Below are 23,885 nucleotides of genomic sequence, written 5' to 3'. Positions count from 1 at the left end.
GATTCTTATATAAGATTATGTTAGCGAGTAATTAACCTCATCAATATGATGAGGTTAATTTTTTTAATATAAATAGTATTAATGTTATGTTAATTAAACTTATTTTTCTTTATTATATTTGCATTAAAATATTTTAATATGAAAAGAAATTTACTTGTAATGTGTCTATCACTTGCGACAATGGCAGGAGCCTTTGCTCAGAAATTAGTGATTAAGAAAAGTGTTGTTTATGTAGATAAAACTACTGATCCTTTAGCGAGTATTGAGAAGGTAGATAGTAATACCTATATATATAAGAACCCTCAAGGAGAAAATGTATTTAAGTTGGAGGATATTAATGTAAATACTAGAGTAGCTACTTCATTTCATGTAGTGAATGTGACAGACTTACGTAATAATAAGAGTAATAATATACCTTTTGAGAGTTTATCTTTTGCTTTTGGTAATGAGACTGTATTATTTGCATTAATTTCTAAAGGACAATATAAGTTGATTAATGACAAAGGAATAGACTTTACTGTTTTAGACGCTTTAATGGATGAACCTAAACAAGATGTGATGAGTAGAGTTAATATGATTAATGACTCAGTACAAGCTGTTATTGATAAGGGGATTGCTATCATGGCAGAAAAGAAAATTAGAATAGCTGCTGACAATAAGATTTTTAGTGATAATACGGAAATAGGGAATGTGGTTTTTAAGACAACCAAAGATAATGGGACTATCTATGCATTCTTTAATAAAAAGACAAAAACAACTATTGGATATTGGTCAAGCTTTAAAGAAAAAATTAATATGGGGGATTTGTATAGAGCTGAGAGTCCTGCATATATGTTATTTACTTATGATAATCAACGTTTCAGAGTATATCAGATGTCTAATAATGGTGTAAAAACACCTTTTTCTCAAGAATTATTAGCTATTATGTATGCTAATGGTATTGACTTTGAAAATGTAAGTGATGAAACTATTAAAGTTTTAAGTGATAAGTTAGCAGAAGAAAAGAGAATAGCTAAAGAAAATGATGTAAATATTAGAAGAGAGAAAGGATTCTTAATCGATGGAAAAGGTGAGAGAGTAGAGGGTGAGATTTCTATCGCTTTTGATAATACTGATATGCTGGAGAATGATATTTTTGGTGGATCTGGTAATATAGCTGATATTTCAAGCTATGGTAATAAAGTTTTCGTTTATGCTGAAAATGCAAAAGGTAAGTTTAAGTCAACTAGTTATAAGGCTAGTGATAATGTTAAGTTTGAAGTTACTTTAGCTAAAGATGGTAAAGTAGAGCGCTATGAAGGATTTAATTATGACATTGCAAATAAGACTATGGGATTTTTAAATAAATTAGCTAGTGGGGCTACTTTCTTTAAACATATATATGGAAATAATAAACTCGAATTATTCTACAGCCCTACAGAGAAGTTTTATACTATAAAATTAAAAGATGTTAAGAATGGTTTTGCGACAACTAGAAGTGATCAAGATAAACTTATAGCAGCTATTAAAGCTTATCTAGGATGTGAATCAATTAATTTAGATTAGCCTAGAAGGATTAAAACAATTAGTAGATAAGTACGATACTCAATGTAACTAGCTATTATAAATTAAGAATAAAAAAAGCCCAAGTCTAATTTTAAGCTTGGGCTTTATTATTTTATGTAATGTATCTATCTAGAAAATACGTTTAATCACGTGGAATATTTGGTATACGCTATTAATAGGGTATTCAAATGGTTCGTATATTTTATTACGGCTAGATAAGGTGATGACACCTTTTTTCTCGTCATAGTTCGTAATGTCTTTTAAGAAGGTAGCATCCTTAGTGATGACGATAAACCCATAAGTCGTGTTTCTAAAACCGCCTTCCCATAGGTGACGTCCTACTTCACGTCCTAGTACTTCTGCTCCATCAGGGGTATCTTCTATGTTCCCTCCATTCATAGAGTCTCCTACTACATCAAAGGCCTTGTAATGTATCCACCCGACCAAGCCCATATTTCATAAGCTAACGTAAGGTAGTAAGTTTGCTTGAAATAATAAAGAGATGAGCAAACAAGAAATAATGTACTCTCATGTAGAGGATTGGAAAACAAGTGGATTAACGCAATCAAGATACTGTGAAAGTGTCGGAATTAAATTAGCAACCTTTAGTTATTGGGTGGTTAAGTATAAGGCAAAGTCAGAGTCAACGCAATTAGACAATAATTTTATAACTGTAACAAAAGGTCAAGTCATCAATACTCAGGAATATGAGATAGTATATCCCAATGGTGTAAAGTTACGTCTACAAACGGATAATCTTAGTGAACTATATTCATTAGTAAACTTAGTGTAATGTTTAGTTTGAGTAGTTCTAATCAATTTCATTTGTATAGACAAGCTTGTGATATGCGCAAGAGTTTTGATAGCCTTTGTGGACTTGTCCAGAATGAACTTAATCAAGTAGCTCATAGTGGAAGTGTCTATATATTTATCAATAGACGCTGTAATCAAATGAAGCTCTTGCATTGGGAAGCAGGAGGCTTTGTACTATACCACAAGCGCTTAGAACAAGGAACTTTTGCTTTTCCCACGCATAGTAAAGCTCAAATAAGTTGGACTGATTTAGTACTGATGATAGAGGGAATCCAGGTTATCAAAAGTAACCAAAAAAGGCGTTTTTTATTGAAGTAAAACAGGTTAAAACCTTGTATATTCTGGGCTTTTGACGTATTTTTACTTCATGGAAATAGACTTAGAAAACTTATCGAAAGAACAACTTTTGGCGCTTATAAAAAAGCAGTCTAAGACTATTTCCAAACAAGACAAAATAAATACTAAGTTAGAGCAAAAGACATCTAAGTTAGAGCAAAAGACATCTCAGCTAGAACAAGAAAAGCAAGAACTCCAACGCTTAGTAGATCTTTTACGACGCATGCAATTTGGACAAAAACGCGAGCGTTTCGAAGACCCTAATCAAACACAGTTACCTTTAGAGGTTCAGCAAGCAGTCCTGGAAGAACAAGAAGAAGTAATCAAACAAGAGATCACTTATTCTCGTCAGAAGAAAAAACATCCAGGAAGAGCTAAACTACCCGATCATTTACCTGTAGAAGAAATAGAAATCTACCCAGAGGGAGATTTATCTGATAAGATTTGCATTGGTAAAGAAACTACAGATGTCTTAGATTATGTTCCAGGTTACTTTAAAATAAAACGTTACATCCGATATAAATACGCCACGAAAGACAAAGACAATACGCAAATCAGTATTGCACTGCTTCCAGAGCGAATTATAGATAAAGGAATACCTTCTGAAGGATTATTATCTACAATACTTGTTGACAAATACGTAGATCACCTTCCGCTATATAGACAGAAGCAACGCTTTTCAAGAGAAAATATCGATATAGCTTCTTCTACTATAGATGGCTGGGCAGCTCAATGTATAGATGCTTTAAAACCACTATATGAAAAGCTTCTGCTGGACATCAAAAATGAAGGATATCTTCAAGTTGATGAAACCACCATCAAAGTCTTAGATGAGAAAAAGAAAGATAAATCTCATCTTGGGTATTATTGGGTGTATCACGCACCTATATCCAAACTCGTAATGTTCAATTACAGTCCCACACGTAGTGGTAGCGCTGCACTACCTGTATTAGAAAACTTCAAAGGATATCTGCAAACCGATGGTTATAGCGGATACAAAGCCTATGGAGCTAAGTCTGGTGTAGTTCATCTGGGCTGTTGGGCACACGCTCGTCGTGAGTTTGAAAGAGCTCTTGACAATGATAAGACAAAAGCACAGCATGTACTTGTAGAAATACAAAAACTATATGCTGTAGAAAGAAAAGCAAAAGAACAAAACTTAACCCCAGAGCAAATTAAAGAACTTCGATTAGAACAAAGCTTACCAATCATCAATGAACTGGGTAAATATATGTTTGTTCAAATGAAACTCGTACTTCCTAAAAGTCAAATAGGTAAAGCTTTTGCTTACTCACAAACTAGATGGGATAATCTTAGTGCGTACTTATATGATGGAAACTTACAGATAGACAATAATCTCATTGAAAATGTAATTAGACCAGTAGCTATTGGACGTAAAAACTATCTCTTTGCAGGATCACACGATGCAGCTCAAAGGGCGGCTATGGCGTATACGTTTTTTGCTAACTGCAAAAAGCACGATATTAATCCATACCAATGGCTTAAATATGTTCTAGAAAATATTCAATCTATCAACCACAAGAACATTACAGATTTATATCCTCATAACTATAAAACATTAAACTCAAACGTTGTAGAAGAATAATTATATCTCACAAGATGTACTTGCTCGGGTGCATACCTTGTAATGACCAAGCCCAAACTTATCTACTCTGAACTGTACTGTGTCAAACTCTTGTATAAGCTGTGCGTCATCCTGATAGCAGGTAATATAAGAAGCATGAGCTGATGAAGGGATCTTCAGTACCTCTATATAGATACGCCCATCAGGGTAGAAGGTAAACTTGTTTCCGTGGTTATTATACATAATCTCTGGTACAGTATCCTTCGTGATATTAGTCGCTTCGAAGTTATATAGCTCCTGAGTAGGAGTATCTCCAGTTAGTTCTTGTATCGCTGGAGATGTATGTGATGTTAATAACATACTTCCTTCTCCTGTTAGTAACCAATGTTTGCTCAAGCTTAGGGCAAATTTGGTTAGATTCTCTATAAAGTTATCGCTGATGTTTACACGTCCATTTACTATCTGAGAGAAAGAAGACTTAGTATACCCTAGTTTTTGTGCTAGATCTGTTTGGTTCTTCGCTAATCCCTCAAAGAAAATCCACTTGATGGCATCGTTTACGCGTTGAATTCTATCCATAATAGTAATGATATTTAAAAAACTTTGTTTCTAATTGTTTTTATAATCGAAACTTTGTTTGTGTATTTGTAAAAGTAATAGGAACAAAATTAGTCAAAAAAAGCATAGGTAGCTAATTTTAAAGGGATAAACTGAAATAATAGCGGTAGAATACTTCGACAGATACAAGTAAGATATTCTAGATAAGCAGTAAAAATCTCCTTTATAATACGAACGATGTTTATATTTTGGGTATGTCTTGTTCGATATATCAATACCAAAAATAAATTGTTATGAAAGCAGTGATGAGTACATCAACCGTATTTGAAGCAGGAGAACCAGCTATTCTGACTTTAAAAGAGAAACAAAGCATAGAGCGTGAACTGTATCTATACAGCGCTTTATACAGAACGAATGGTACTGGATACTTTACCTCAGGGGAGCGTATCTGTATAAACCAAGAGAGAGGGTATCACCTAAGCGTAGGTGGAGAAGAAGAGCTAATGCCTTATCAAATATCTAGTGAATTAGAAGAAAAAGTAGCTAGGCTAAGAGATAGAAGGTAGTGGATAAGGAATAAGTGATTATAAATAAAGTTTCGATTATTAAGTTGTTTTATCATTAAAAATAAAAGTTATGACAAAAAGAGTAGCAGGTAGTCAATTAAATAAGTTGAGAAGATATAAACTGATCTTGGATTTATATAACCAATACAAGACAGAAGACATCCCAGTGACGGTGGTATGGAAGAAATATATCTGTCCTGTGTATCCTATCTCTCGTACGACTCTATATGAAGTGCTGAATACGCCAGTGTATAAAGAACTCGCAAAAATAGAAGCAACCATGAAAGACCTAGATTAGAGTTATCAACAGTGTTTATAAGATGTGAACAGAGTTGTTCAGTCTCTTGACAACAAATAGGTTATGGTGTTGATAAGTGAGATCTTTGTAGGGTAATAATCAGGTTATCAACAGTGATTATAGGAAGTGAACAGAAGTGTTCAGTTACTTAACAGAAAGTTGAGTTAGGGTATTAAAAGAGCAATCTTTGTAGAGTAGAAATGCAGAAATAAAGAGTGTTTCGAAAGACTGAACAGAGTTGTTTAGTTGCTTAACAGAAAGTTGAGTTTGGGCAGTAAAAGAGCGACCTTTGTAGAGTAGAAATGCAGAAATAAAGAGTGTTTCTTAAGACTGAACAGAAGTGTTCAGTTACTTAACAGAAAGTTGAGCTGAGGTAGTAAAAGAGCGATCTTTGTAGAGTAGAAATGCAGAAGTAAAAATTAGGAATATAGGAGTAGTACTTGCACAATTGGGGCCTACGTGCAATGTCTTTCCATCAGTATATTCTTTCAATTACAGATGAGAGCAATCTCATCACAGTATTCATAATCCAATAAAAATAGAGTAAAGTGTACTTGCTGTCAAAAAGCGAGCAAGGATAATTATGTCTTTATTGTTTAGAAAAATATTAACCAATCAAAAAATAAAATTATGTCAACAGAACAGAAAACAAAAGAGACTGTATGCACATCAGATGATGCTATGGTAGTAGTAACGACAAAGGTAGAAGTAAATAAAGACCAATGCTGTGGAGGTGGAAACCAAACAGGTGATTTCGTCACACAAGAGGAGTTTAGAAAATATCAGAAGTTTGTTAGACTTCATGGAGGTAAAGATATTTATTATAATTATCAATTAAGCGATGGAGTGACACCAGCTGATTTTGGTAATATCGATGATTATAACTTTAGAGGAGGAAAGATTAAAGTATATAATAATGATAATATAGAAGTTAGTACTTATTACGTAGAAACAGGGCGTAGTATTCATGATAGAATATCTAATATAGAAGAGTTTTTTGGAAAAAATATAAAATTCACTCTGTCTTATTACGACTCCTCAATTGAATCTGATAAGTCTAAATAAATTTCTAATATGAATAAAGTATAACCAATCCCAAAACCAGATAGCTAATGAATGAAACAATAATAGCGACGGTAGTGGGCTTCGTTTCATCATTAGCGACATGGTGGGCGGCTAGACGCAAGAGTAAAGCTGAGGTACAAAGCTCAGAGCTCGATAATGTAGAGAAATCTCTAAAATACTATAGAGATATAGTAGATGACTTAGGAATTAAATTAAAAGAAGCTACCAACGAGCTTTATAAAACGTCTAATCTGCATCGCGAGGCTATCGATGAGCTAACTGCTGCTAAGAAGGTAATCAGCAATCTAGAACAGAAATTAGAGAAATTGGCTCTACAGAATAAAGAGTTAATCGATGAACTAAGGAAATATAAACAGCTAAATGGCAAGAGAGAATGAGAACACAATTAGTTAGACAAGCTCAGAGTCAACTCCATGTACAGGAATGGCCTATCAAGAATAATAAAGGACCTGGAGTAAAAAAGTATCTGAACAGTGTAGGGCTAGGTGAGGGGTATGCGTGGTGTATGGCTTTTGTGTACTGGTGTGTACAAGAGGTGTGTACTGATTATAAACTGTCAAACCCTTTAAAGAAAACGGGAGGAGTTTTAGCTCAATGGAATGCGAGTAAAGAGCTTCGTGTTATGAAACCTGAGGTAGGAGATATCTTCATCATGGACTTTGGAAAAGGATTAGGTCATACAGGTATCGTGATTGCTGTGAATAGTGATGTCATCACAACTATAGAAGGGAATACGAATGATCAAGCAAGTAGAGAAGGGTATATCGTGGCTGAGAAGAAACGTCATGTCCAAACGATCAATAAAGGATTTATCAGCGTGTTTAGTAACTCGTGACGTTATACAGTCTACCCAATCACAAAATCAAAAAAACTATATGAATATGAAAAAGCATGATCGATATATGCTCGTTTTTTTAGTGTTGTTGTTAGCACTTCTATTGATGAGCTGTGGTAGTCGCAAGACAGCGATTAATATGCAACCGACAACCACTGAGCAGGTAACCCATACGGTAGAAGAAGTAAAGAGGGATACGTTACTGGTAATCCCTGCTGATAAGAGTCAGTATGTGGCTGAATTAGCTGTACAAGGAAATAAAATAGTTGTGAAAGATGCGAATATAAAGCGCAGTAAAAACAAGGTGTTACAACCGCCAAAAGTACAGCTTCAAAATAATAAGCTAATCGTGGACTGTGAGTCAGAAGCTCAACGACTGTTCTTCGAATGGAAGGATAAGTTTATCAAAGAACAAAAGGTAGTGGAGACAAGAATACCCGTAGCTGTACCCCTGAGTCTATCATGGTGGCAACAGACACAGATATGGCTGGGAAGAGGGTTTGTGTTGTTGGTGGCTCTAGGTATGACAGGCTTTATCATTAAGTCGAGAATATAAAATATTAACCAATCAATAAATAGCACATAGTTGAATAGAGCGTTATATGAGGCTATGTGTATAAATCAATTAATTAACCAATAAAAAAAGTAAAATTATGTCAACAGAAAGAGATGAAACAATTGTGAACAATACTTATATTGTTCAAGCGAAAGCGGATAATAAGACAATTTCATATAATGATCAAGATGAACTACAAGTTATCAATATACCCGAAGAAAGTATTATTGATAAGAAAGTGCCTGGTTATGAAACCTACCATAGAGAAGTGTATAATTTTGGAGATATAAGCACTATAAATGTTGTTAAGTGCGAAGATAGTGGAAGTCTTATTGTACAAGAAAAACGTTTCGGAGACAATATGCTTAAAGATATTGTTAGTATAGATTATAATTATCAAGATAACAATCTTCAAAGAAGGCTTTTATATGGTTATATGAGTAACTCTGAATATCTTGAATATGTTATGAAGTATGATGTTAATACTTTTTCGGTGGGGACTTCAGATAGTGGAGTTGGAATGAGATTAGAAGGTGAGTCTGTAGGTATTCATTTGACAGGAAAATCAGCAGGATTGAGTTTAACAGGAGAAGAAGCTAATTTATCTGTTAATGGTAAAGAGGTGGTGCGTAGTATCAATGGTGTTTTAGCAGATGAGTCTGGAGAGTTACCATTAGAACTGAATGTATTAACTAGTGCTGATGGTACGAAGTTTAAACTAATGGTTTCTAACGAAGGCTTCTTAGGAGTACAGAAGATTCAATAGAACTGATTTACCAATGCCCTAAGTTCGCTTAGGGCATTGGTTTTAATACCCCGTTCTTTAGAAGTAGTGATTTAGTGGCGATAGTGTCGACTAGATCTGTATTATGGTCTGTGATGATGATGATTTTGTGTCTAGCAGTAGTTCTAATAGCGTCTGCTATAAACTCTTGTAGCAGAGGAGAAATACCAGCGAAGGGTTCGTCTAATAGACAGATAGGCTGAGGTAAGTTTAGAATGTAAAGCGTCTGGATGAGTTGTTGTTCACCTGTTGATAAGTCACTAATCTTAGTATTTAAATATTGATGAAGGGATGTGCTTCGAATCATGTCTTCTTTCACAACATCTTTTACTGTAAGATGCTTAGGAAAGATATTGAATTGTGGTTTATAGCTGAAGTACTGATTAAGCTTATGGCGATTAGTTATTATTTCATTATCCACTTTGATATGGATGTGATCAGGTTTTGTATTACCGAATAAGATTTTCATTAATGTACTTTTACCAGCGCCATTGCGTCCACGAATATTGAGTATATCTCCTGTGGAAGCAGAGAAGTATATGCCCCTGAGTACTGGGTTACTATCAGTCGTGTAGCTAAGGCTGTCAATATGTAGGGTATGGTTATAGGACATGTAATAAATATTGAATGAGACATGTGATGACTAAACAGCATAAAGCGGTTAGGAGTAAGGTTTTTATAATCGGTGTTTGATTGTTGCGGTGATAGAATAGTTCGTTCTTCTTGAAGGTCAGAAAGTAGATACTGTATAGACCTAACGTGATTATAGGGATAAAGAAAAACAGAACATTGCGCATCGCTATACTTAGGATAATATTTAAGGTGAGTATAGATAGTATGTTTCTCCAAGGGATAATCATATTGGGATGCATAAATGTATAGTAGTTAGATTAATAAGGTGTAATGTACCTCTTTTTATTTATTAGAAGGGAATTAAGATAATTTTAATTTAGGAAGAGACTGATTTATTAGATTAGAAGAACAAGTAGGTTATGTTTATAAATAAAGATGATGTTTTCGTTAGAGTGTAAATTAATTGTAAAACTTCATTGTGTCCGTTGGCATTCGATAGTTTTAAGTATATTTGCCTCTAAACTAATAACATCAATATGAATTTCGGTACTATTATTAAAGAGGCACACTCAGGTGTAGCTTATTTAGCCTTGATTTTCTTAGCTATAGTAGCAGTGAATGCTTTTATGGGATTATCAGGGAACAAAGAGTTTAAAGACAAAGACAGAAAATTAGGATTGTTTGGATTGATATTCACTCATATTCAGTTATTATTAGGTCTTGTACTTTATTTTGTATCTCCAATGGTTCAAGGATTTGGAGTAGCAATGAAAGATTCTACACTAAGACTTTATGCTTTAGAGCACCCATTGATTAATATTATCGCGATAGTATTAATTACTATTGGATGGTCTAAACACAAGAAAGCGACAGATAGTAAATCTAAGTTTAAGAAATTTGCGATTTTCTATACATTAGGATTAGTGTTGATTTTATCAAGACTTCCATGGAAAGTATGGATGCCAAGTTTATTCGCTTAAGCTTATAAAAATATAGAGTAAAAAAGGATCTTCGAAAGAAGGTCCTTTTTTTATTGGTATGCTTATTGCAAATATTCGTCTGTTCTATTTTATAAAATATGAAAACATATCAATATTTACTAGCTATATCTTTTGTAATTTTCTTATCGAGTTTCGGTGGGACTACAAGAATCATAAAAGAAAATAATGTGAAAACATCATTGACAAAAGTAACTCCAGATTCTCTAGAGTTAGACAACGATTCTATCGTAATGGGAGAAGAAGAAACAGAAGATTTTATCGTAGTAGATGATGATACACAAGCATCTTATTATCACGATAAATTCACTGGAAGAAAGACTGCTAGTGGAGAGGTGTTTGACAACCAGAAATACACTGCAGCCCATAAAACACTGCCATTTGGGACAAAAGTGAAAGTGACTAACTTAAAGAATAAACGCTTTGTGATATTGACTATTACGGATCGTGGACCATTCGTTAAAGGTAGAAGTATAGATATCTCTAAAAAGGCGTTTGGTGAATTGACAGACAATGTTGGTCGCGGTGTTCTAGATGTAAAAATAGAAAAGTTTATAGGAGAAAATGAAGAGCAATTATAGTATAAAATATTATTTTATTGTAATCATATTAACCCTGTTTTTAGGAAGTTGTTCTTCTGTAAAAAATGGACAATACACTTCTAAAGGTAATTATAAATCGAATGTAACGGCCTCTTATTACCACAAAAAGTTTAATGGAAAGCGTACAGCAAGTGGGGAAAAATTCCACAACTCGGGGATGACAGCCGCACATAAAAGCTTGCCTTTTAATACGAAGGTAAAAGTTACGAACTTAAGTAATAAAAAATCTGTAAAAGTTCGTATTAATGATAGAGGGCCTTTTGTTAAAGGACGCGAAATAGATCTATCTAAAAAAGCCTTCATGAAACTAGCGGATCACAAAGGCGAGGGATTATTACAAGTAGATATTAAAATCATTAAATAATACTACCATTTCTTATAAGGATGATTAGCGATATAAGAGTTATAATATTTTAGATCTCCTGTCACTTCCTCTCCTAACCATATAGGTTTATCGAATTGTTCATTTTCAGCAGTTAATTCTATTTCTGCAAGAATTAAACCTTCATTATCTCCGTGAAAGATGTCCACTTCGTAAGTGTGTTTACCAACTTGGATAAGATATCTTGTTTTAGATATTACAAAATCTTCACATAAGGCTATCAGTTGATTTGCTTCATCATAGTTTATTTCTTTTTCCCATTCTAGACGAGAAGTACCTGCGTCATTACTCTTTCCTTTAATGGTGATATAGGCATTAGTGTCTTTTAATCTGATTCGAACAGTTCTTTCTGGATGAGAGTTTAGATAACCTTGAGTTATTTTATTAGACTTAAAGGATTGCTCTATGAATTCTAGAGAGTTGACTAGAAATTTTCTTTCTATTTCGATCATGATTGTTAAGAATAAAATGTAATTTTATGCCAAAATAAACGTTTTTATTTTACTAACGATTTAAAAGTAGATTTTTTTTCAAATGAAATTACGACATATGTTGCGCTCACCTCATGGGGTAGAGGAATTGTTTAATAAATATGTTATTGACGGGAAGGTTTATGCTACAGAGGATTTACTTTTTATTGTTGATTTAGTGCATATTTTTAGACCTAAGAATAATAAAAAAATAAATAGAGTATCTATTGATGCGCTCTTAGCTTATCTAAAAACACATGAGATAGAAAGAGTTGCTTTAATGGAATACTTAAAAGACCTGTTATCTAATCGACACTTTAGTCGTATGGTATCAGATGCTGGTATACTACAAGATGCTGATTTCTTCGATGAGGTTAAAAAGAGATTATGGGCCAAGGTGTTGCCTTATCAGCCAGAGAAACAAACGTATGAATACGTTTTAAATCAGGTGTTCTATAAACATACTGATGCTGAATGGGTAGATATGATCCCTGAAGAACAGTTAATAGAATTGTTTACCTTATTAAACTTCAATACTATCTTCACTGAAGAGAAAGATGGTGGTGTCCTTAATGAATTGTTGACATCTATAGATATCATTACTCAACGTATGAGTGGTAGAGCGATGGAGAGCTCGATTATCAATATGGTACCAGAGTATTCTCATTTAGAAAGCCCTTTTAGAGCTTTGGAACAAGAGTTTTCTATCGTATTGCAGAGTTTCCATAAAGGAGAAATGAAGTTCTTATTGGAGCATGATATTAACTATAAGCAAATCGTAGTATTGCATAAGCAATGTCAGGAATTTGTAAATCAAGCCTTCAAGAACAGTTCGAAGTATGGTATCTCTATGAAAGTAAACCAAAGTTTACTTAGACTGAGACAACAGTTGGCTAGGGTATATATTCTTATCTCTATCTTGGTAGTAAAAGAAGGTACAATATTAGAAAGACAACAAAATTCCATAACACTAGCTCGTAAGCTGATAGAATATAACTGTTATAAGTATAATGTGACAGGACTAGTCAAAGAGAGTACACAGCTGATCTCTTATGAGATTACACAACATACTGCTAAAACTGGAGAACATTATATCACGAATACAGGTAAAGAATATTGGCATATGTTCCGTGGTTCTATGGGAGCGGGTATTGTGGTTGGTTTTATGTGTATTTTAAAAGTTTTTGCGCATGAAGCAGATGTAAGTAATTTCGGAGAAGCAATGTTGTATAGTTTAAACTATGCGTTAGGTTTCTGTTTGATTTATTTATTAGGTTTTACTTTAGCTACCAAACAGCCTGCGATGACTGCAGCTACGATTATTACTGCTATTGAGAATGGAAGAAAACAACATATAGACAGTGTAGATAAGCATATTGGTTTTGCTAAGCTATTCGCGAGATTGTTTAGATCACAGTTTATTGCTTTCATTGGTAACGTGATTCTAGCTTTCCCAGTGGCACTTTTGTTAATCTGGGGAATAGACCAGTTGTTTGGTGTAAATATCACTTCTCATGGATGGGATAAAATGTTAATAGATGCAGACCCTATTGAGTCACGTGCTTTATTTCATGCTGGAATAGCAGGAGTGTTCTTATTTATGTCAGGGATTATCTCTGGTAATGTATCGAATAGAAATAAGCATAATAAAGTGTTTTATAGAATTCAAGAGCACCCATGGCTAAAAAGAAATATCGGTGTAGCTAGTACAACGAAATTGGCAAACTGGGTAGATACAAAATGGCCTGGTATTATTTCGAATGTTTGGTTTGGTATTTTTATGGGTACTTGTGGTACGATAGGAGCGTTTATAGGTTTAGGTATTGATATACGCCACATAACATTCGTAAGTGGTAACATTGCTTTAGGATGGTATGGATCAGGCTTTAATGCTCCTGTAAATATGCTTATCTGGGCTTTTGTAGGAATGTGGTTGATCGGATTAATGAACTTCTTAGTGAGTTTCTCTTTATCTCTATTCTTAGCATTCAGATCTCGTAACATACCTCTTAAGGAAACTAAGGACTTGATCAAAGCAACTTGGAGACATTTTAAGAGTTTTCCGATGGAGTTCTTTTTACCTACATCAAGTGTAATCGTAGATAAACCTGCACAGCAGACAGGGGATAAGAAGGAAACTAAGTAATTTATTTGTATATAAAATAAGAGGGGGCTATTACACGTGTAGTAGCCCCCTCTTTGATTAATTGATGTCGTTAGAATCAGTTCCTGTTTTAGATTGACTTTGATGACTTCGAGTATTCTTTAGACTAGTTTTCAACATTTCTGATTGTTCTGCAAATTCTAATCGAGAGACATTGATGTAATCTTCTAAATTATGTATGTTTTTGGCTAGCTTTCTAAGTGATGCTCTATCGCTTTTGATAAAGAGCTCACTTTGCATATTTGCCTCTTCATGACTGAAACCAAGTTTCTCTAACATAACACTTCCTACATAGACAGCAGAGAAGAAAGTCTCTCTATATACTTCTGTAAGACCGTCCTGTAAGTATTCATAAGCATTCTTACGGTTCTTCGCTCTTACAATAACTTCTACATTAGGGAAGTTCTTACGAAGTACAGCTACTAGTTGTTGATTTAGTTCAGGAGGGTCCATTGCTGCAATAACGTAATCGGCTTGATCCACACCAATAGACTTTAATATATTAATAGAAGTAGCATCTCCATAATAAACATTAAAGCCTAATTTGCGCAAATGGTCTACACGTTCTGCGTCATTATCAAGAACTAGTGTAGGTACATCATTGGCTTGCAATAGTCGCCCAATAGTATTACCAAAGTCTCCGAACCCTGCAATTACAATTTTCTTTTCAGCAGTAATATGTGATAGATCGTCATATTCTTGTTTGTCTGTAGTAGAAGGGCTTAATCCTAAGTAAGGAGCAATCCATTTCTCATTAAGAAGTAACAAGATAGGTGTCACTACCATAGACAGTGCTGTCGTAGCTAGTAAGTAATCATACCACTGTTGGTTGATTAGATTAATCGTTTTACCTAATGCTAAGATAACGAAAGCGAACTCCCCAACTTGTGATAGTAAGATAGCAAATAAGAAGTTCTGATCTTTTGGGAACTTCTTCCACTTTCCAATAGCTAGTAAAACAATAGTTTTAATTGCCATAGTACCTACTAGTAAGCTAGCGATAATAAGTGGTTCATTGATAATAATCTGGAAGTTGATAGTAGAACCTACTGCAATAAAGAAAATTCCTAAGAGGAGTGCTTTAAAGGGTTCTATATCACTTTCTAGCTGATGCTTATATGGATTATTCGCTAATACTACCCCTGCGATAAAGGCTCCTAGAGCTGGTGATAAACCTACCATCTGCATTAATAGTGATACTCCAATCACTAGTAACAAAGCTGAAGCAGTATAAATTTCTCTAATCTGTAAACGACCTACTGATTTAAATAGAGGGTTTACAATATAATTACCTACTAAGAAGATAATAGATATAGCTCCAAGAATAGCTAGTGTTTTCATAAAAACAGGGGCTCCATCTAACCAGCTATTTGCCTCTGTAGAAATTGGTGTCTTAGTCGAAACGGCTAATAGTGGGATAATAGCCATCATCGGGATAACCATAATATCTTGGAAGAGAAGTACGGCAAAACTTGATTTACCTGCATTGGATTGGTTTAATCCCCGCTCAGATATAGTCTGTAAGATAATCGCCGTAGAAGACATGGTGATTACAAACCCCATAGTCAAAGAGGTTCCGATACTTAAACCAACCCCCCAATGGGCAATGGCTGCCACGATAGCAGTAGTTCCTACTGCCTGGGCGGTACCAAGTCCAATAATCTCATTCTTAATTTTCCAAAACTCTTTGGGGTCTAGTTCTAACCCCACAAGGAACAGCATCATCACAACACCGAATTCGGTAGCATGCATGATGTCAGCACTGTCATTTCCAACAAACTTTAGTACAAAAGGGCCAATAAGTACACCTGCAAAAAGGTATCCTAATACAGACCCCATTCCTAATTTCTTAGAAATTAGAACGCATACAACAGCTGCAAATAGAAAGACAAATGCTTGTGCCAAAAAATCATTCATTACGTATAGCTATTTTTTTAGTTAATCAATAATGATGTAATTATCATTATATGTTTTCATAGTTCTTACAAAATTAAAAAAAGAGAATAGGATTATTAAGAATATATTTAAAAAAAAGAAGATTATTTTTGTACAAGATGTTTTTTAGGTCTGAATAGATAATTAGTTGATTAGATGAATCGTAAGATTATACATGTCGATATGGATGCTTTCTACGCTTCTGTAGAGCAATTAGACTTTCCTGAACTAAGGGGGAAAGCGCTAGCTGTGGGAGGTAGTGAAGAGAGAGGTGTTATCGCGGCAGCTAGTTATGAAGCTAGGAAGTATGGAGTACGTAGTGCAATGAGTGCGATGATGGCAAAGAAGAATTGTCCTCACCTTATTTTTGTTAAACCTCGATTTGAAAGATATAAAGAGGTGTCTCGTATTATTCGATCTGTTTTTTATGAATATACTGACCTAGTAGAACCATTAGCATTAGATGAAGCATTCTTAGATGTAACAGAGAATAAGATAGGATGTCCCAGTGCTACGTTGATAGCCCATGAGATTAGGATGAAGATATTAGAGCGAACAGGCTTAACAGCTTCAGCTGGTATTTCGATTAATAAGTTTTTGGCAAAAATAGCAAGTGATTACAATAAGCCTAATGGACAGAAAACGATAGAACCTGATGAGGTGATTAATTTCTTAGAAGAACTAGAAATAAAGAAGTTCTTTGGGATTGGAAAAAAGACTGCGGATAGAATGTATCATTTGGGAATATTCACAGGTAAAGATTTAAAAGCAAAATCAGTAGAGTTTTTAACAGAGCATTTCGGAAAGGCAGGACAAATATATTATGATATTGTAAGAGGACTTAGCAATTCTCCTGTAAGGCCTAATCGAACTATAAAATCAGTAGGAACAGAACGGACGTTCGATGAGAATCTTTCTTCAGAGGTCTTTATTGAGACAAAGCTTGACATGCTAGTAGAAGAACTAAGTTTGCGTTTAAAGAAACAAAGCTTAGGAGGAAAGACTATTACATTGAAGATTAAGTACTCTGATTTTGTACAACAAACACGTAGTACTACCGTTCCTTATTTTGTATCAGATAAAGAGATTATTCTTGATTTAGCAAAGGTGTTATTATATCAAGAGAAATTAAAAGATTCAGTCCGATTAATAGGTGTGTCGCTTTCTAATCTTAATACAGATGAAAAGAAGAAGCCTATAGCAGTACAATTAAGTTTTGATTTTTAATTTTGTATAAATCTGAGAGGTACTTTAGTATTTTGAAGATTGTAATTTTAATGTGTTTAAAGAATGATAAAACCAGCATATTTAAAGAAAGGAGATAAAGTAGCTATTGTGTGTACTGCTAGAAAGTTTAGTCACGAAGAAGCGAAGCAAGCAATCGCTCTGTTAGAATCATGGGGACTCGAAGTAGTATTAGGAGATACTATTGGTTTAGATAATTATCAACTAGGAGGAACAGATCAACAAAGAGCGAGTGATTTTACAAAACAACTAAAAGATCCTAATATAAAAGCGATATGGTGTGCTAGAGGTGGATACGGTACAGTGCGTATTATTGATGATATTGACTTTAGTGGTTTTGTTGACAATCCGAAATGGGTAATAGGCTTTAGTGATGTTACAGTATTACATAGCCATATTCATAATCTAGGAGTAGAGACTATACATGGACTTATGGCTTTTAGTGTAGAGAAGTCTTTAGTAGAGTCGAGAGATTCATTATATAAAAGCTTATTTGGTGAAGGGCTTTCTTACGAAATAGAAAGTGATAATAGCAATAGACTTGGTACTGCAAAGGGGCAGTTAGTTGGAGGCAACTTATCTATACTTTATAGCTTACTAGGCTCAAAGTCTTCGGTTGATACAAAAGGGAAAGTACTTTTCATAGAAGACTTAGATGAATATTTATATCATATTGATCGTATGATGCATAATCTAAAGCGAAATGGCATGTTAGAAGGCTTGGCTGGTTTAGTTGTTGGAGGGATGACAGATATGCATGATAACGCAATACCTTTTGGTTATGACGCAAAACAAATTATACTGTCTATAACAGCAGAGTATGATTATCCTATTGTTTTTAATTTTCCTGCAGGGCATGGGGTTAGTAATTTAGCATTGAATCTAGGTAGTCAAGTTCACTTAAAAGTCGATTCAGATAAAGTACAATTAAAGTTTATATAAAATGGCTAAACATCATGAGGTAGGTAAAGAAGGAGAGAATGCTGCTGTCGATTTTTTGATTAAACGAGGATATGAGATTCTTGCTAGAAATTATTTTGCTGAGAAAACAGAATTAGATATTGTTGCTTTAAAAGATAATATCCTTGTTTTTGTTGAAGTCAAGACAAGAAGCTCTCTTGATTTTGGTACCCCTCAAGGTTTTGTAAATAATCGGAAGATAAAATTACTGATTAAAGCTGCTAATCTGTTTATTACCGAATTTGAAAGAGAAGAAGAAGTTCGTTTTGATATTATTGGTATTTATAAGAAAGGAGAAACTTTTGATATCGAACATATAGAGGATGCTTTTTATTTCTTCTAAATAGAGGATGATTATAATTCTCTAAAAAATGCCTGATTCTAGAAGGCTGAAATGTAGATTTTGTAAGGAGTATACTCTTTTGGTATATAGTTATTTAAAAAAAGTCTTAATAAGGTTTGTTTCTTATTTAGAATCAATTTATTTTTGCACTCATTAAATGAGTCTAAATAATATATCATAGTATGAAATTATTCAATACTTTGGTACTTACTATTTTTGGGGTAGTAGTAGGTATCGCTCAAAACTCTACGGTAAAAGGACGTATAGTTGATGAATCTAACAAACCTATTCCTTTTGCAACAGTTGAAATCGTTGAATTAAATGTTGCTACTCAAACGGATAATAACGGAGAGTTTGTTTTCAATAATCTTAAGAAAGGAAAACAAACGCTAAGAGCTAGTTTTATTGGATTTGGCAATGTATCTAAAACATTAAATGTTGATAAAGATGCTGAGGTAACAAACTTTGTATTAAAACAAGTGGATAATTCTCTTTCTAATATTACAGTTTATGGGAAGAGTAATAAAAACGTAAAGAAACTTCAAAACTTAACAAGATTACCTTTAGGTATACAAGATCAAGTGCAAAATATTTCTATTGTTTCTGACGCTATTATTGAAGAACAAGGAGCTTTGACTGTGACAGAAGCGGCACGTAACGTAGCTGGTGTTACTCAGTTTTCTAGTTATGGAGGTGTGAAAGAAAGTATGTCTATTCGTGGATTTAGAGGAACACCAATATTAAAGAATGGGGTTGCTTTAGATTCTGATTTTAGAACAGCTGCAGGAATTGTGGATATGCAGGGAATAGAAAGTGTACAAGTTATCAAAGGATCTGCAGCTATCAACCAAGGTATTGGTAATGGATTAGGTGCAGCTGGAGGGGTAATAAATGTAGTTACTAAAACTCCTAACTTTAAAAATAAAAGAGAAATAGGTTTTAGAGCTGGTAGTTACGGGCAGGTACGTCCTACAGTTGATTTCGAACAGGTACTAGATAAGAAAGAAACGGTATCATTCCGTTTTAATGGTGCTTATGAAAGAAATGATGGCTTTAGAGCATATACTGGAAATGATAAATATTATTTAAATCCTTCGATTACTTATAAACCAGATGAAAAAACAACAGTTACAGCTGAGTTAGATTATTTGGAATCTAATGCAGTACCAGATTTAGGTACTACTAACTTAGGACCTGATAATGTGAATAAGCTTTATGATATGCCACATAATAAGTTCTTAGGTTATAAGGATAATTACTTAAAAACAAATATTCTTTCTTATGCTTTAAGAGTAGAAAGAGAGTTAACGGATAAGTTAAGCTTAAGAGTTTCTGCAGTGACTGCTGTAAATAGAAATGATCAAGAGAATATTGGTGTTAGTAAAAATAAAAAACTTGGATATGATTATTTAAATAGATCAATGTCTAAGTCTAATACAAAAGACGAAAATAGTGTTGTTCAAATTGACTTAGTAGGTAAAGACTTTAATACAGGAGGATTAAAACACACTTTTCAAGTAGGTTTTGACTTTAGACAAACTACAGTTACTTCAAATAGTTATGATACTTATTTTAATAATAAGAAACTAGGTAGAGGAGATTTCATTGACACAATTTACGTTTTAGGAGATTGGTCTAATGATCGCCCTGATGGAGTGACTTTTGGTCATAAAGAAGAGACTGTTATAACTACACCTACTATTGGTTTTATGGCACAAGATTATATCCAAGTAGGAGAATATGTACGTGCTTTATTAGGAGTTCGTTATAGTAGACTAAATGGAAATAATACTGAGAATGCTACTGTTGATAGATGGAATCCAATCTTTGGATTGATTGTTTCGCCAACTAAAAATATTAATGTATTTGGATCTTATACAACGACTACAAGTTTAAGACAATCTAACAATCAATTAGCTAGTGGTGGTGTTGGTGGTCCACAAGATACTAAACAGTTTGAAACAGGAGTTAAAACAAGTTGGTTTAATGAACAATTATTGTTCAATGTAACATACTTTAATGCTAAAAACAGCAATTTATTAGCTCAAGTTTATGATGCTAGTGGTAATGCTGTTACTGGTATTTACGAAAAAGCAGGTAATTTAAATCGTCAAGGAGTTGAAATTGATTTGACAGGTAAGATTACAAATAACTTACAAGTAATGATGGGGTATGCTTATCTAGATGCACAGTATAAAGATAGCCCTGTTTATTATGAGGGTTCTGCACCGATGAACGCACCAAAACATACAGCTAATGGATGGGTGAATTACCAATTTGATGGATCGTGGAAAGGGTTAACAGTTGGAGCAGGAGCTTATTTTGTAGGGAAGAGACCTGTTAATGAGTACAGTTTAACACCTAACGCGGCTCATGGAACGATGGCAGGAGTAGAACCGTTTGATATGCCTGATTATACTACAATCAATGCACAAGTTTCTTACTCATTTAAAAATGCTACTTTAAGAGTATTCGCAAATAATATTTTTGATAATAGAGGGTACACTTCATATTATAGAGGAGGATACATCAATGAGATTGCACCTAGAAATTTTGCAGCTCAGTTAACTTATAGATTCTAATTAAAACAATTGAATTAGTAAATAAAAACACGACTTTACTCGCAGAGTAGAGTCGTGTTTTGTGATTATAGACCTTTTTATGAAGACAAAAAAGAAGAATGCCTTTCGAAAATTAATGAACGATTTACATTTATGGTTAGGTATAGCCAGTTCATTAATATTATTTGTTGTGTGTCTAACAGGAACAATCTATACTTTTAAAAGTGAGATTCAGCAAATGCTAGCACCAGATATGTATAAGCTGACAGTTGTTAAGGATGAGGTTTTACCTATTGATACCATGAAGGCTTTTGTTGAATCTACTTACCAAGGAAAAGTACAACGTGTAAGTATAAAACATAAGAAGAACGCTCCTTATGTTTTTTCTGTAGGGTTTGAAGACAAGGATAAGAAGAACGAAACCGTTTATCTCAACCCTTATACTAATGAAGTAGTGGGAGCAGGTAGAGGTCCAGCAGATGAGTTTTTTATGACTGTATTTAAGTTACATAGATGGTTATTATTAGATATGAAAATAGGAAGACCTATTGTAGGGATAGCGACTATTATTTTTGTTTTTCTTTCTATATCAGGTCTCATACTATGGTTTCCTAAAAAGATAAAAGGTTGGAAGAGTATAAAACCAGGTTTCAAGATTAAGTTTAATGCAAATTGGAAACGTATTAATCACGACTTACACAATACATTAGGTTTTTATACTCTTATTATTGTTTTGATTATGTCTTTGACAGGATTGTGTTGGTCTTTTGAATGGTATAAGGATGGTTTAAGTTCTGTCTTAGGTGCTAAGGTATTCGGTGGGCGCAATGAGGTCAAACCAGAATCTACTTTGACAGAAGGAGCTAAGACCTTAGATTTGTCAGACGTTATACAACGAGCTAATCAAACTATCTCATACGAATATAGAACGATGACTGTATCCTTTCCAAAAGGAGATAAAGGATCTTTTGAAGTCAGTAAAAATGAAGCAGCACGTTTTAACGAAACTGTGACTGACAGAGTGTTTATAGATCAGTATTCGGGTGATATTATTAGACAAGATATGTTCAGTGATAAGAGCGTAGGAGAGAAGATAGCTAGTTCTATTCGCGCTTTACACTTTGGAGATATCTATGGAATGTTTTCTAAGGTTATTTACTTCATTGTCTGTTTGATAGCTACAAGTTTACCTATAACAGGTATTTTTATCTGGATAAATAAGATGAAGAAGGGGACTTCTAATAAAGTATAACATTTCTTTATAATTCAGATGTTTTTATGTTTAATAAAAAATGTAACTTTGCTTAATAACCTAATTTTAGATTTATATTATGTATCCAGAAGAAATAGTAAAACCGATGCGTCAAGAATTAGTTGATGCAGGATTTGAATCATTACATACAGGAGCTGATGTAGAAGCAGCTTTACAAAAAGAAGGAACTACACTAGTAGTTGTAAACTCAGTGTGTGGATGTGCTGCACGTAATGCTCGTCCAGCAGCAGTAATGAGTTTAGGAGGAGAGAAAAAACCTACTAATGTGATTACTGTATTCGCAGGAGTAGATAAAGAGGCAGTAGATGTTGCTCGTCAGCACATGTTCCCATTCCCTCCATCATCACCTTCTATGGCTTTGTTTAAAAATGGTGAATTAGTTCACATGTTAGAAAGACATCACATTGAAGGAAATACTGCTGATGCTATAGCAGAGAACTTAATGGATGCTTATAAAGAATTTTGTTAAGAAAGAAGACCACTGAATAGTGGTCTTTTTTTATTCTATCTTCGCTATTAGTATGTTAACCGATTCTAGTTAATTTGTTTATAAATATTTTTTAAGCAGATACTTTTTATGTAATTTCACAAACATAGTGACTTAGATAAGCGTTAATTTGCGAAGTATGTTTATTGTTGTATATATGTTTAAGTGTATATTTGCGATAAACTAATCGATTAATGCAAAAAATAATATCCTACCCTATATCCATACTATTTGTGATTATTATGCTAATAGTATTATGTGTATTTCACGCCTTACAGTGGATTGCATTTAACCTGTTTGGATATAAAGCTCATAACATTACTGTTAATGGACTTGTATGGTGGCTAATGGCCTGTACAGGAATACTTGGTACGAGTTATAAGTTCCGTCAAGAAGAGGAGCTTCCTACAGATCGTCCGATCATATTTGTATCTAATCACCAGAGTATGTTTGATATTCCGATGATTATTTGGTTTTTTAGAAAGAATCACCCAAAGTTTGTCAGCAAAAAAGAACTAGGAAAAGGGTTCCCTAGTGTGTCCTATAATCTTAACCATGGGGGTTCTGTATTAATAGATCGTAAGGATGCTAAGCAGGCGCTAAGTGCTATTAAAGGATTAGGACAGTATATTACTAAGTATAACCGATCTGCAGTAATCTTCCCAGAAGGGACACGTAGTAGAGACGGTAAGTTGAAGAGGTTTTCTGAGAATGGAGTTAAAATGCTTTGTAAGTTTGCTCCTGATGCATTAGTTGTGCCTTTGACCATTAATAATTCTTGGAAGATATTCCGTTTCGGAAACTTCCCTTATGGGTTAGGAGCGAAAATAAGCTTATATGCTCATCAACCTTTTGCTGTGAAAGAGTATTCTTTCGAGGAAATTATGAAGAGATGTGAAGAACAAATCAAATCAAAACTAGAATAAGTTT

General features: G+C 34.0%; 27 protein-coding genes. 22 read left to right on the top strand and 5 right to left on the bottom strand.

Annotated features, from left to right (window positions below; all coding sequences use genetic code 11):
- Positions 1 to 138 precede the first annotated feature (138 nt).
- Positions 139 to 1,545: a hypothetical protein gene (locus tag E0Z07_RS04605; RefSeq protein ID WP_233446011.1), complete on the top strand. Its 1,407-nt coding sequence runs from the start codon at positions 139 to 141 to the stop codon at positions 1,543 to 1,545.
- Positions 1,546 to 1,674: 129 nt separating this feature from the next.
- Here the strand turns inward: E0Z07_RS04605 and E0Z07_RS04600 are convergent, their stop codons facing one another.
- Positions 1,675 to 1,998 (bottom strand): hypothetical protein, encoded by a 324-nt coding sequence (locus tag E0Z07_RS04600; protein ID WP_233446010.1) that lies wholly within the window; start codon positions 1,996 to 1,998, stop codon positions 1,675 to 1,677.
- Between the two features lie 49 nt (positions 1,999 to 2,047).
- On the opposite strand from E0Z07_RS04600, the gene tnpA reads away from it, so the two are divergent.
- Genes tnpA through tnpC form a run of 3 tightly spaced genes read left to right on the top strand, consistent with a single transcriptional unit; the run spans position 2,048 to position 4,300 of the window.
- Entirely contained in the window at positions 2,048 to 2,338 is a 291-nt protein-coding gene (tnpA, locus tag E0Z07_RS04595) for an IS66 family insertion sequence element accessory protein TnpA (protein ID WP_058699130.1), read from the top strand.
- Positions 2,338 to 2,676, top strand: a complete 339-nt coding sequence (tnpB, locus tag E0Z07_RS04590) for an IS66 family insertion sequence element accessory protein TnpB (RefSeq protein ID WP_081048718.1) — start codon at positions 2,338 to 2,340, stop codon at positions 2,674 to 2,676. The genes tnpA and tnpB overlap by 1 nt, the downstream gene beginning before the upstream one ends.
- A gap of 49 nt (positions 2,677 to 2,725) precedes the next feature.
- Positions 2,726 to 4,300, top strand: a complete 1,575-nt coding sequence (tnpC, locus tag E0Z07_RS04585; RefSeq protein ID WP_131540327.1) for an IS66 family transposase — start codon at positions 2,726 to 2,728, stop codon at positions 4,298 to 4,300.
- On the opposite strand, the gene E0Z07_RS04580 is transcribed toward tnpC, so the two are convergent.
- Positions 4,301 to 4,858 (bottom strand): helix-turn-helix domain-containing protein, encoded by a 558-nt coding sequence (locus E0Z07_RS04580; protein WP_233446009.1) that lies wholly within the window; start codon positions 4,856 to 4,858, stop codon positions 4,301 to 4,303.
- Between the two features lie 272 nt (positions 4,859 to 5,130).
- Between E0Z07_RS04580 and E0Z07_RS04575 the strand changes: the two genes are divergently transcribed.
- The 7 genes from E0Z07_RS04575 (at position 5,131) to E0Z07_RS18200 (ending at position 8,944) form a co-directional block, all read left to right on the top strand.
- Positions 5,131 to 5,403, top strand: a complete 273-nt coding sequence (locus E0Z07_RS04575) for a hypothetical protein (RefSeq protein WP_131540326.1) — start codon at positions 5,131 to 5,133, stop codon at positions 5,401 to 5,403.
- 70 nt (positions 5,404 to 5,473) lie between these two features.
- A complete protein-coding gene (locus tag E0Z07_RS04570) occupies positions 5,474 to 5,701 on the top strand; it encodes a hypothetical protein (RefSeq protein WP_006259916.1) in 228 nt (75 codons plus the stop codon).
- Between the two features lie 630 nt (positions 5,702 to 6,331).
- Entirely contained in the window at positions 6,332 to 6,766 is a 435-nt protein-coding gene (locus E0Z07_RS04565; RefSeq protein WP_006264491.1) for a hypothetical protein, read from the top strand.
- Between the two features lie 47 nt (positions 6,767 to 6,813).
- Positions 6,814 to 7,164, top strand: a complete 351-nt coding sequence (locus E0Z07_RS04560; protein ID WP_131540325.1) for a hypothetical protein — start codon at positions 6,814 to 6,816, stop codon at positions 7,162 to 7,164.
- Complete coding sequence (locus E0Z07_RS04555) at positions 7,161 to 7,622, top strand: CHAP domain-containing protein (RefSeq protein WP_131540324.1); 462 nt, start codon at positions 7,161 to 7,163, stop codon at positions 7,620 to 7,622. The genes E0Z07_RS04560 and E0Z07_RS04555 overlap by 4 nt, the downstream gene beginning before the upstream one ends.
- Positions 7,623 to 7,668: 46 nt before the next feature.
- A complete protein-coding gene (locus tag E0Z07_RS04550; RefSeq protein ID WP_225600450.1) occupies positions 7,669 to 8,178 on the top strand; it encodes a hypothetical protein in 510 nt (169 codons plus the stop codon).
- Between the two features lie 97 nt (positions 8,179 to 8,275).
- Entirely contained in the window at positions 8,276 to 8,944 is a 669-nt protein-coding gene (locus E0Z07_RS18200) for a hypothetical protein (protein ID WP_006264494.1), read from the top strand.
- A gap of 28 nt (positions 8,945 to 8,972) precedes the next feature.
- On the opposite strand, the gene E0Z07_RS04540 is transcribed toward E0Z07_RS18200, so the two are convergent.
- Positions 8,973 to 9,575 (bottom strand): ATP-binding cassette domain-containing protein, encoded by a 603-nt coding sequence (locus E0Z07_RS04540; RefSeq protein WP_082207398.1) that lies wholly within the window; start codon positions 9,573 to 9,575, stop codon positions 8,973 to 8,975.
- A gap of 496 nt (positions 9,576 to 10,071) precedes the next feature.
- Here E0Z07_RS04540 and E0Z07_RS04535 point away from each other — a divergent pair, with 496 nt between their 5' ends.
- The 3 genes from E0Z07_RS04535 to E0Z07_RS04525 all read left to right on the top strand — a co-directional run bounded on the left by E0Z07_RS04535 (position 10,072) and on the right by E0Z07_RS04525 (position 11,499).
- On the top strand, positions 10,072 to 10,515 hold the full coding sequence (locus E0Z07_RS04535) for a hypothetical protein (RefSeq protein ID WP_006259908.1): 444 nt from the start codon (positions 10,072 to 10,074) through the stop codon (positions 10,513 to 10,515).
- A gap of 98 nt (positions 10,516 to 10,613) precedes the next feature.
- A complete protein-coding gene (locus E0Z07_RS04530; RefSeq protein ID WP_073144163.1) occupies positions 10,614 to 11,114 on the top strand; it encodes a septal ring lytic transglycosylase RlpA family protein in 501 nt (166 codons plus the stop codon).
- Entirely contained in the window at positions 11,098 to 11,499 is a 402-nt protein-coding gene (locus E0Z07_RS04525) for a septal ring lytic transglycosylase RlpA family protein (RefSeq protein WP_131540322.1), read from the top strand. Before E0Z07_RS04530 ends, E0Z07_RS04525 begins: the two co-directional genes overlap by 17 nt.
- 2 nt (positions 11,500 to 11,501) lie before the next feature.
- Here the strand turns inward: E0Z07_RS04525 and E0Z07_RS04520 are convergent, their stop codons facing one another.
- A complete protein-coding gene (locus E0Z07_RS04520; protein ID WP_006259905.1) occupies positions 11,502 to 11,969 on the bottom strand; it encodes a CYTH domain-containing protein in 468 nt (155 codons plus the stop codon).
- A 97-nt stretch (positions 11,970 to 12,066) separates the two neighbouring features.
- Here E0Z07_RS04520 and E0Z07_RS04515 point away from each other — a divergent pair, with 97 nt between their 5' ends.
- Positions 12,067 to 14,133 (top strand): site-specific recombinase, encoded by a 2,067-nt coding sequence (locus tag E0Z07_RS04515; protein WP_006262405.1) that lies wholly within the window; start codon positions 12,067 to 12,069, stop codon positions 14,131 to 14,133.
- Between the two features lie 57 nt (positions 14,134 to 14,190).
- Here the strand turns inward: E0Z07_RS04515 and E0Z07_RS04510 are convergent, their stop codons facing one another.
- Positions 14,191 to 16,068, bottom strand: a complete 1,878-nt coding sequence (locus tag E0Z07_RS04510; protein WP_025125238.1) for a monovalent cation:proton antiporter-2 (CPA2) family protein — start codon at positions 16,066 to 16,068, stop codon at positions 14,191 to 14,193.
- A gap of 174 nt (positions 16,069 to 16,242) precedes the next feature.
- Here E0Z07_RS04510 and dinB point away from each other — a divergent pair, with 174 nt between their 5' ends.
- From dinB to E0Z07_RS04475, 7 genes are all read left to right on the top strand, one after another.
- Positions 16,243 to 17,313: a DNA polymerase IV gene (gene dinB, locus E0Z07_RS04505; protein WP_006259902.1), complete on the top strand. Its 1,071-nt coding sequence runs from the start codon at positions 16,243 to 16,245 to the stop codon at positions 17,311 to 17,313.
- A 63-nt stretch (positions 17,314 to 17,376) separates the two neighbouring features.
- On the top strand, positions 17,377 to 18,273 hold the full coding sequence (locus tag E0Z07_RS04500; protein ID WP_131540321.1) for a S66 peptidase family protein: 897 nt from the start codon (positions 17,377 to 17,379) through the stop codon (positions 18,271 to 18,273).
- A 1-nt stretch (position 18,274) separates the two neighbouring features.
- Positions 18,275 to 18,634, top strand: a complete 360-nt coding sequence (locus E0Z07_RS04495) for a YraN family protein (RefSeq protein WP_016650239.1) — start codon at positions 18,275 to 18,277, stop codon at positions 18,632 to 18,634.
- A gap of 182 nt (positions 18,635 to 18,816) precedes the next feature.
- Positions 18,817 to 21,216, top strand: a complete 2,400-nt coding sequence (locus E0Z07_RS04490; protein WP_006262401.1) for a TonB-dependent receptor — start codon at positions 18,817 to 18,819, stop codon at positions 21,214 to 21,216.
- Between the two features lie 79 nt (positions 21,217 to 21,295).
- Positions 21,296 to 22,447, top strand: a complete 1,152-nt coding sequence (locus tag E0Z07_RS04485) for a PepSY-associated TM helix domain-containing protein (RefSeq protein WP_196219271.1) — start codon at positions 21,296 to 21,298, stop codon at positions 22,445 to 22,447.
- A 79-nt stretch (positions 22,448 to 22,526) separates the two neighbouring features.
- Entirely contained in the window at positions 22,527 to 22,937 is a 411-nt protein-coding gene (locus E0Z07_RS04480) for a BrxA/BrxB family bacilliredoxin (protein ID WP_006259897.1), read from the top strand.
- A 212-nt stretch (positions 22,938 to 23,149) separates the two neighbouring features.
- Positions 23,150 to 23,881, top strand: coding sequence for a lysophospholipid acyltransferase family protein (locus E0Z07_RS04475; RefSeq protein WP_006262399.1), 732 nt, complete (start codon positions 23,150 to 23,152; stop codon positions 23,879 to 23,881).
- Positions 23,882 to 23,885: the final 4 nt, after the last annotated feature.

It is taken from the genome of Myroides odoratimimus, from assembly GCF_004337635.1.
Classification (GTDB): Bacteria; Bacteroidota; Bacteroidia; order Flavobacteriales; family Flavobacteriaceae; genus Flavobacterium; species Flavobacterium odoratimimum.
This window is presented reverse-complemented; position numbering and strand designations above follow the sequence as displayed.

What these genes read in the sequence shown, in the direction of transcription:
- E0Z07_RS04605 (WP_233446011.1), top strand. Translation starts at nt 139, where the DNA reads ATGAAAAGAAATTTACTTGTAATGTGTCTATCACTTGCGACAATGGCA.
- E0Z07_RS04600 (WP_233446010.1), bottom strand. Translation starts at nt 1,998, where the DNA reads ATGGGCTTGGTCGGGTGGATACATTACAAGGCCTTTGATGTAGTAGGA.
- tnpA (WP_058699130.1), top strand. Translation starts at nt 2,048, where the DNA reads ATGAGCAAACAAGAAATAATGTACTCTCATGTAGAGGATTGGAAAACA.
- tnpB (WP_081048718.1), top strand. Translation starts at nt 2,338, where the DNA reads ATGTTTAGTTTGAGTAGTTCTAATCAATTTCATTTGTATAGACAAGCT.
- tnpC (WP_131540327.1), top strand. Translation starts at nt 2,726, where the DNA reads ATGGAAATAGACTTAGAAAACTTATCGAAAGAACAACTTTTGGCGCTT.
- E0Z07_RS04580 (WP_233446009.1), bottom strand. Translation starts at nt 4,858, where the DNA reads ATGGATAGAATTCAACGCGTAAACGATGCCATCAAGTGGATTTTCTTT.
- E0Z07_RS04575 (WP_131540326.1), top strand. Translation starts at nt 5,131, where the DNA reads ATGAAAGCAGTGATGAGTACATCAACCGTATTTGAAGCAGGAGAACCA.
- E0Z07_RS04570 (WP_006259916.1), top strand. Translation starts at nt 5,474, where the DNA reads ATGACAAAAAGAGTAGCAGGTAGTCAATTAAATAAGTTGAGAAGATAT.
- E0Z07_RS04565 (WP_006264491.1), top strand. Translation starts at nt 6,332, where the DNA reads ATGTCAACAGAACAGAAAACAAAAGAGACTGTATGCACATCAGATGAT.
- E0Z07_RS04560 (WP_131540325.1), top strand. Translation starts at nt 6,814, where the DNA reads ATGAATGAAACAATAATAGCGACGGTAGTGGGCTTCGTTTCATCATTA.
- E0Z07_RS04555 (WP_131540324.1), top strand. Translation starts at nt 7,161, where the DNA reads ATGAGAACACAATTAGTTAGACAAGCTCAGAGTCAACTCCATGTACAG.
- E0Z07_RS04550 (WP_225600450.1), top strand. Translation starts at nt 7,669, where the DNA reads ATGAAAAAGCATGATCGATATATGCTCGTTTTTTTAGTGTTGTTGTTA.
- E0Z07_RS18200 (WP_006264494.1), top strand. Translation starts at nt 8,276, where the DNA reads ATGTCAACAGAAAGAGATGAAACAATTGTGAACAATACTTATATTGTT.
- E0Z07_RS04540 (WP_082207398.1), bottom strand. Translation starts at nt 9,575, where the DNA reads ATGTCCTATAACCATACCCTACATATTGACAGCCTTAGCTACACGACT.
- E0Z07_RS04535 (WP_006259908.1), top strand. Translation starts at nt 10,072, where the DNA reads ATGAATTTCGGTACTATTATTAAAGAGGCACACTCAGGTGTAGCTTAT.
- E0Z07_RS04530 (WP_073144163.1), top strand. Translation starts at nt 10,614, where the DNA reads ATGAAAACATATCAATATTTACTAGCTATATCTTTTGTAATTTTCTTA.
- E0Z07_RS04525 (WP_131540322.1), top strand. Translation starts at nt 11,098, where the DNA reads ATGAAGAGCAATTATAGTATAAAATATTATTTTATTGTAATCATATTA.
- E0Z07_RS04520 (WP_006259905.1), bottom strand. Translation starts at nt 11,969, where the DNA reads ATGATCGAAATAGAAAGAAAATTTCTAGTCAACTCTCTAGAATTCATA.
- E0Z07_RS04515 (WP_006262405.1), top strand. Translation starts at nt 12,067, where the DNA reads ATGTTGCGCTCACCTCATGGGGTAGAGGAATTGTTTAATAAATATGTT.
- E0Z07_RS04510 (WP_025125238.1), bottom strand. Translation starts at nt 16,068, where the DNA reads ATGAATGATTTTTTGGCACAAGCATTTGTCTTTCTATTTGCAGCTGTT.
- dinB (WP_006259902.1), top strand. Translation starts at nt 16,243, where the DNA reads ATGAATCGTAAGATTATACATGTCGATATGGATGCTTTCTACGCTTCT.
- E0Z07_RS04500 (WP_131540321.1), top strand. Translation starts at nt 17,377, where the DNA reads ATGATAAAACCAGCATATTTAAAGAAAGGAGATAAAGTAGCTATTGTG.
- E0Z07_RS04495 (WP_016650239.1), top strand. Translation starts at nt 18,275, where the DNA reads ATGGCTAAACATCATGAGGTAGGTAAAGAAGGAGAGAATGCTGCTGTC.
- E0Z07_RS04490 (WP_006262401.1), top strand. Translation starts at nt 18,817, where the DNA reads ATGAAATTATTCAATACTTTGGTACTTACTATTTTTGGGGTAGTAGTA.
- E0Z07_RS04485 (WP_196219271.1), top strand. Translation starts at nt 21,296, where the DNA reads ATGAAGACAAAAAAGAAGAATGCCTTTCGAAAATTAATGAACGATTTA.
- E0Z07_RS04480 (WP_006259897.1), top strand. Translation starts at nt 22,527, where the DNA reads ATGTATCCAGAAGAAATAGTAAAACCGATGCGTCAAGAATTAGTTGAT.
- E0Z07_RS04475 (WP_006262399.1), top strand. Translation starts at nt 23,150, where the DNA reads ATGCAAAAAATAATATCCTACCCTATATCCATACTATTTGTGATTATT.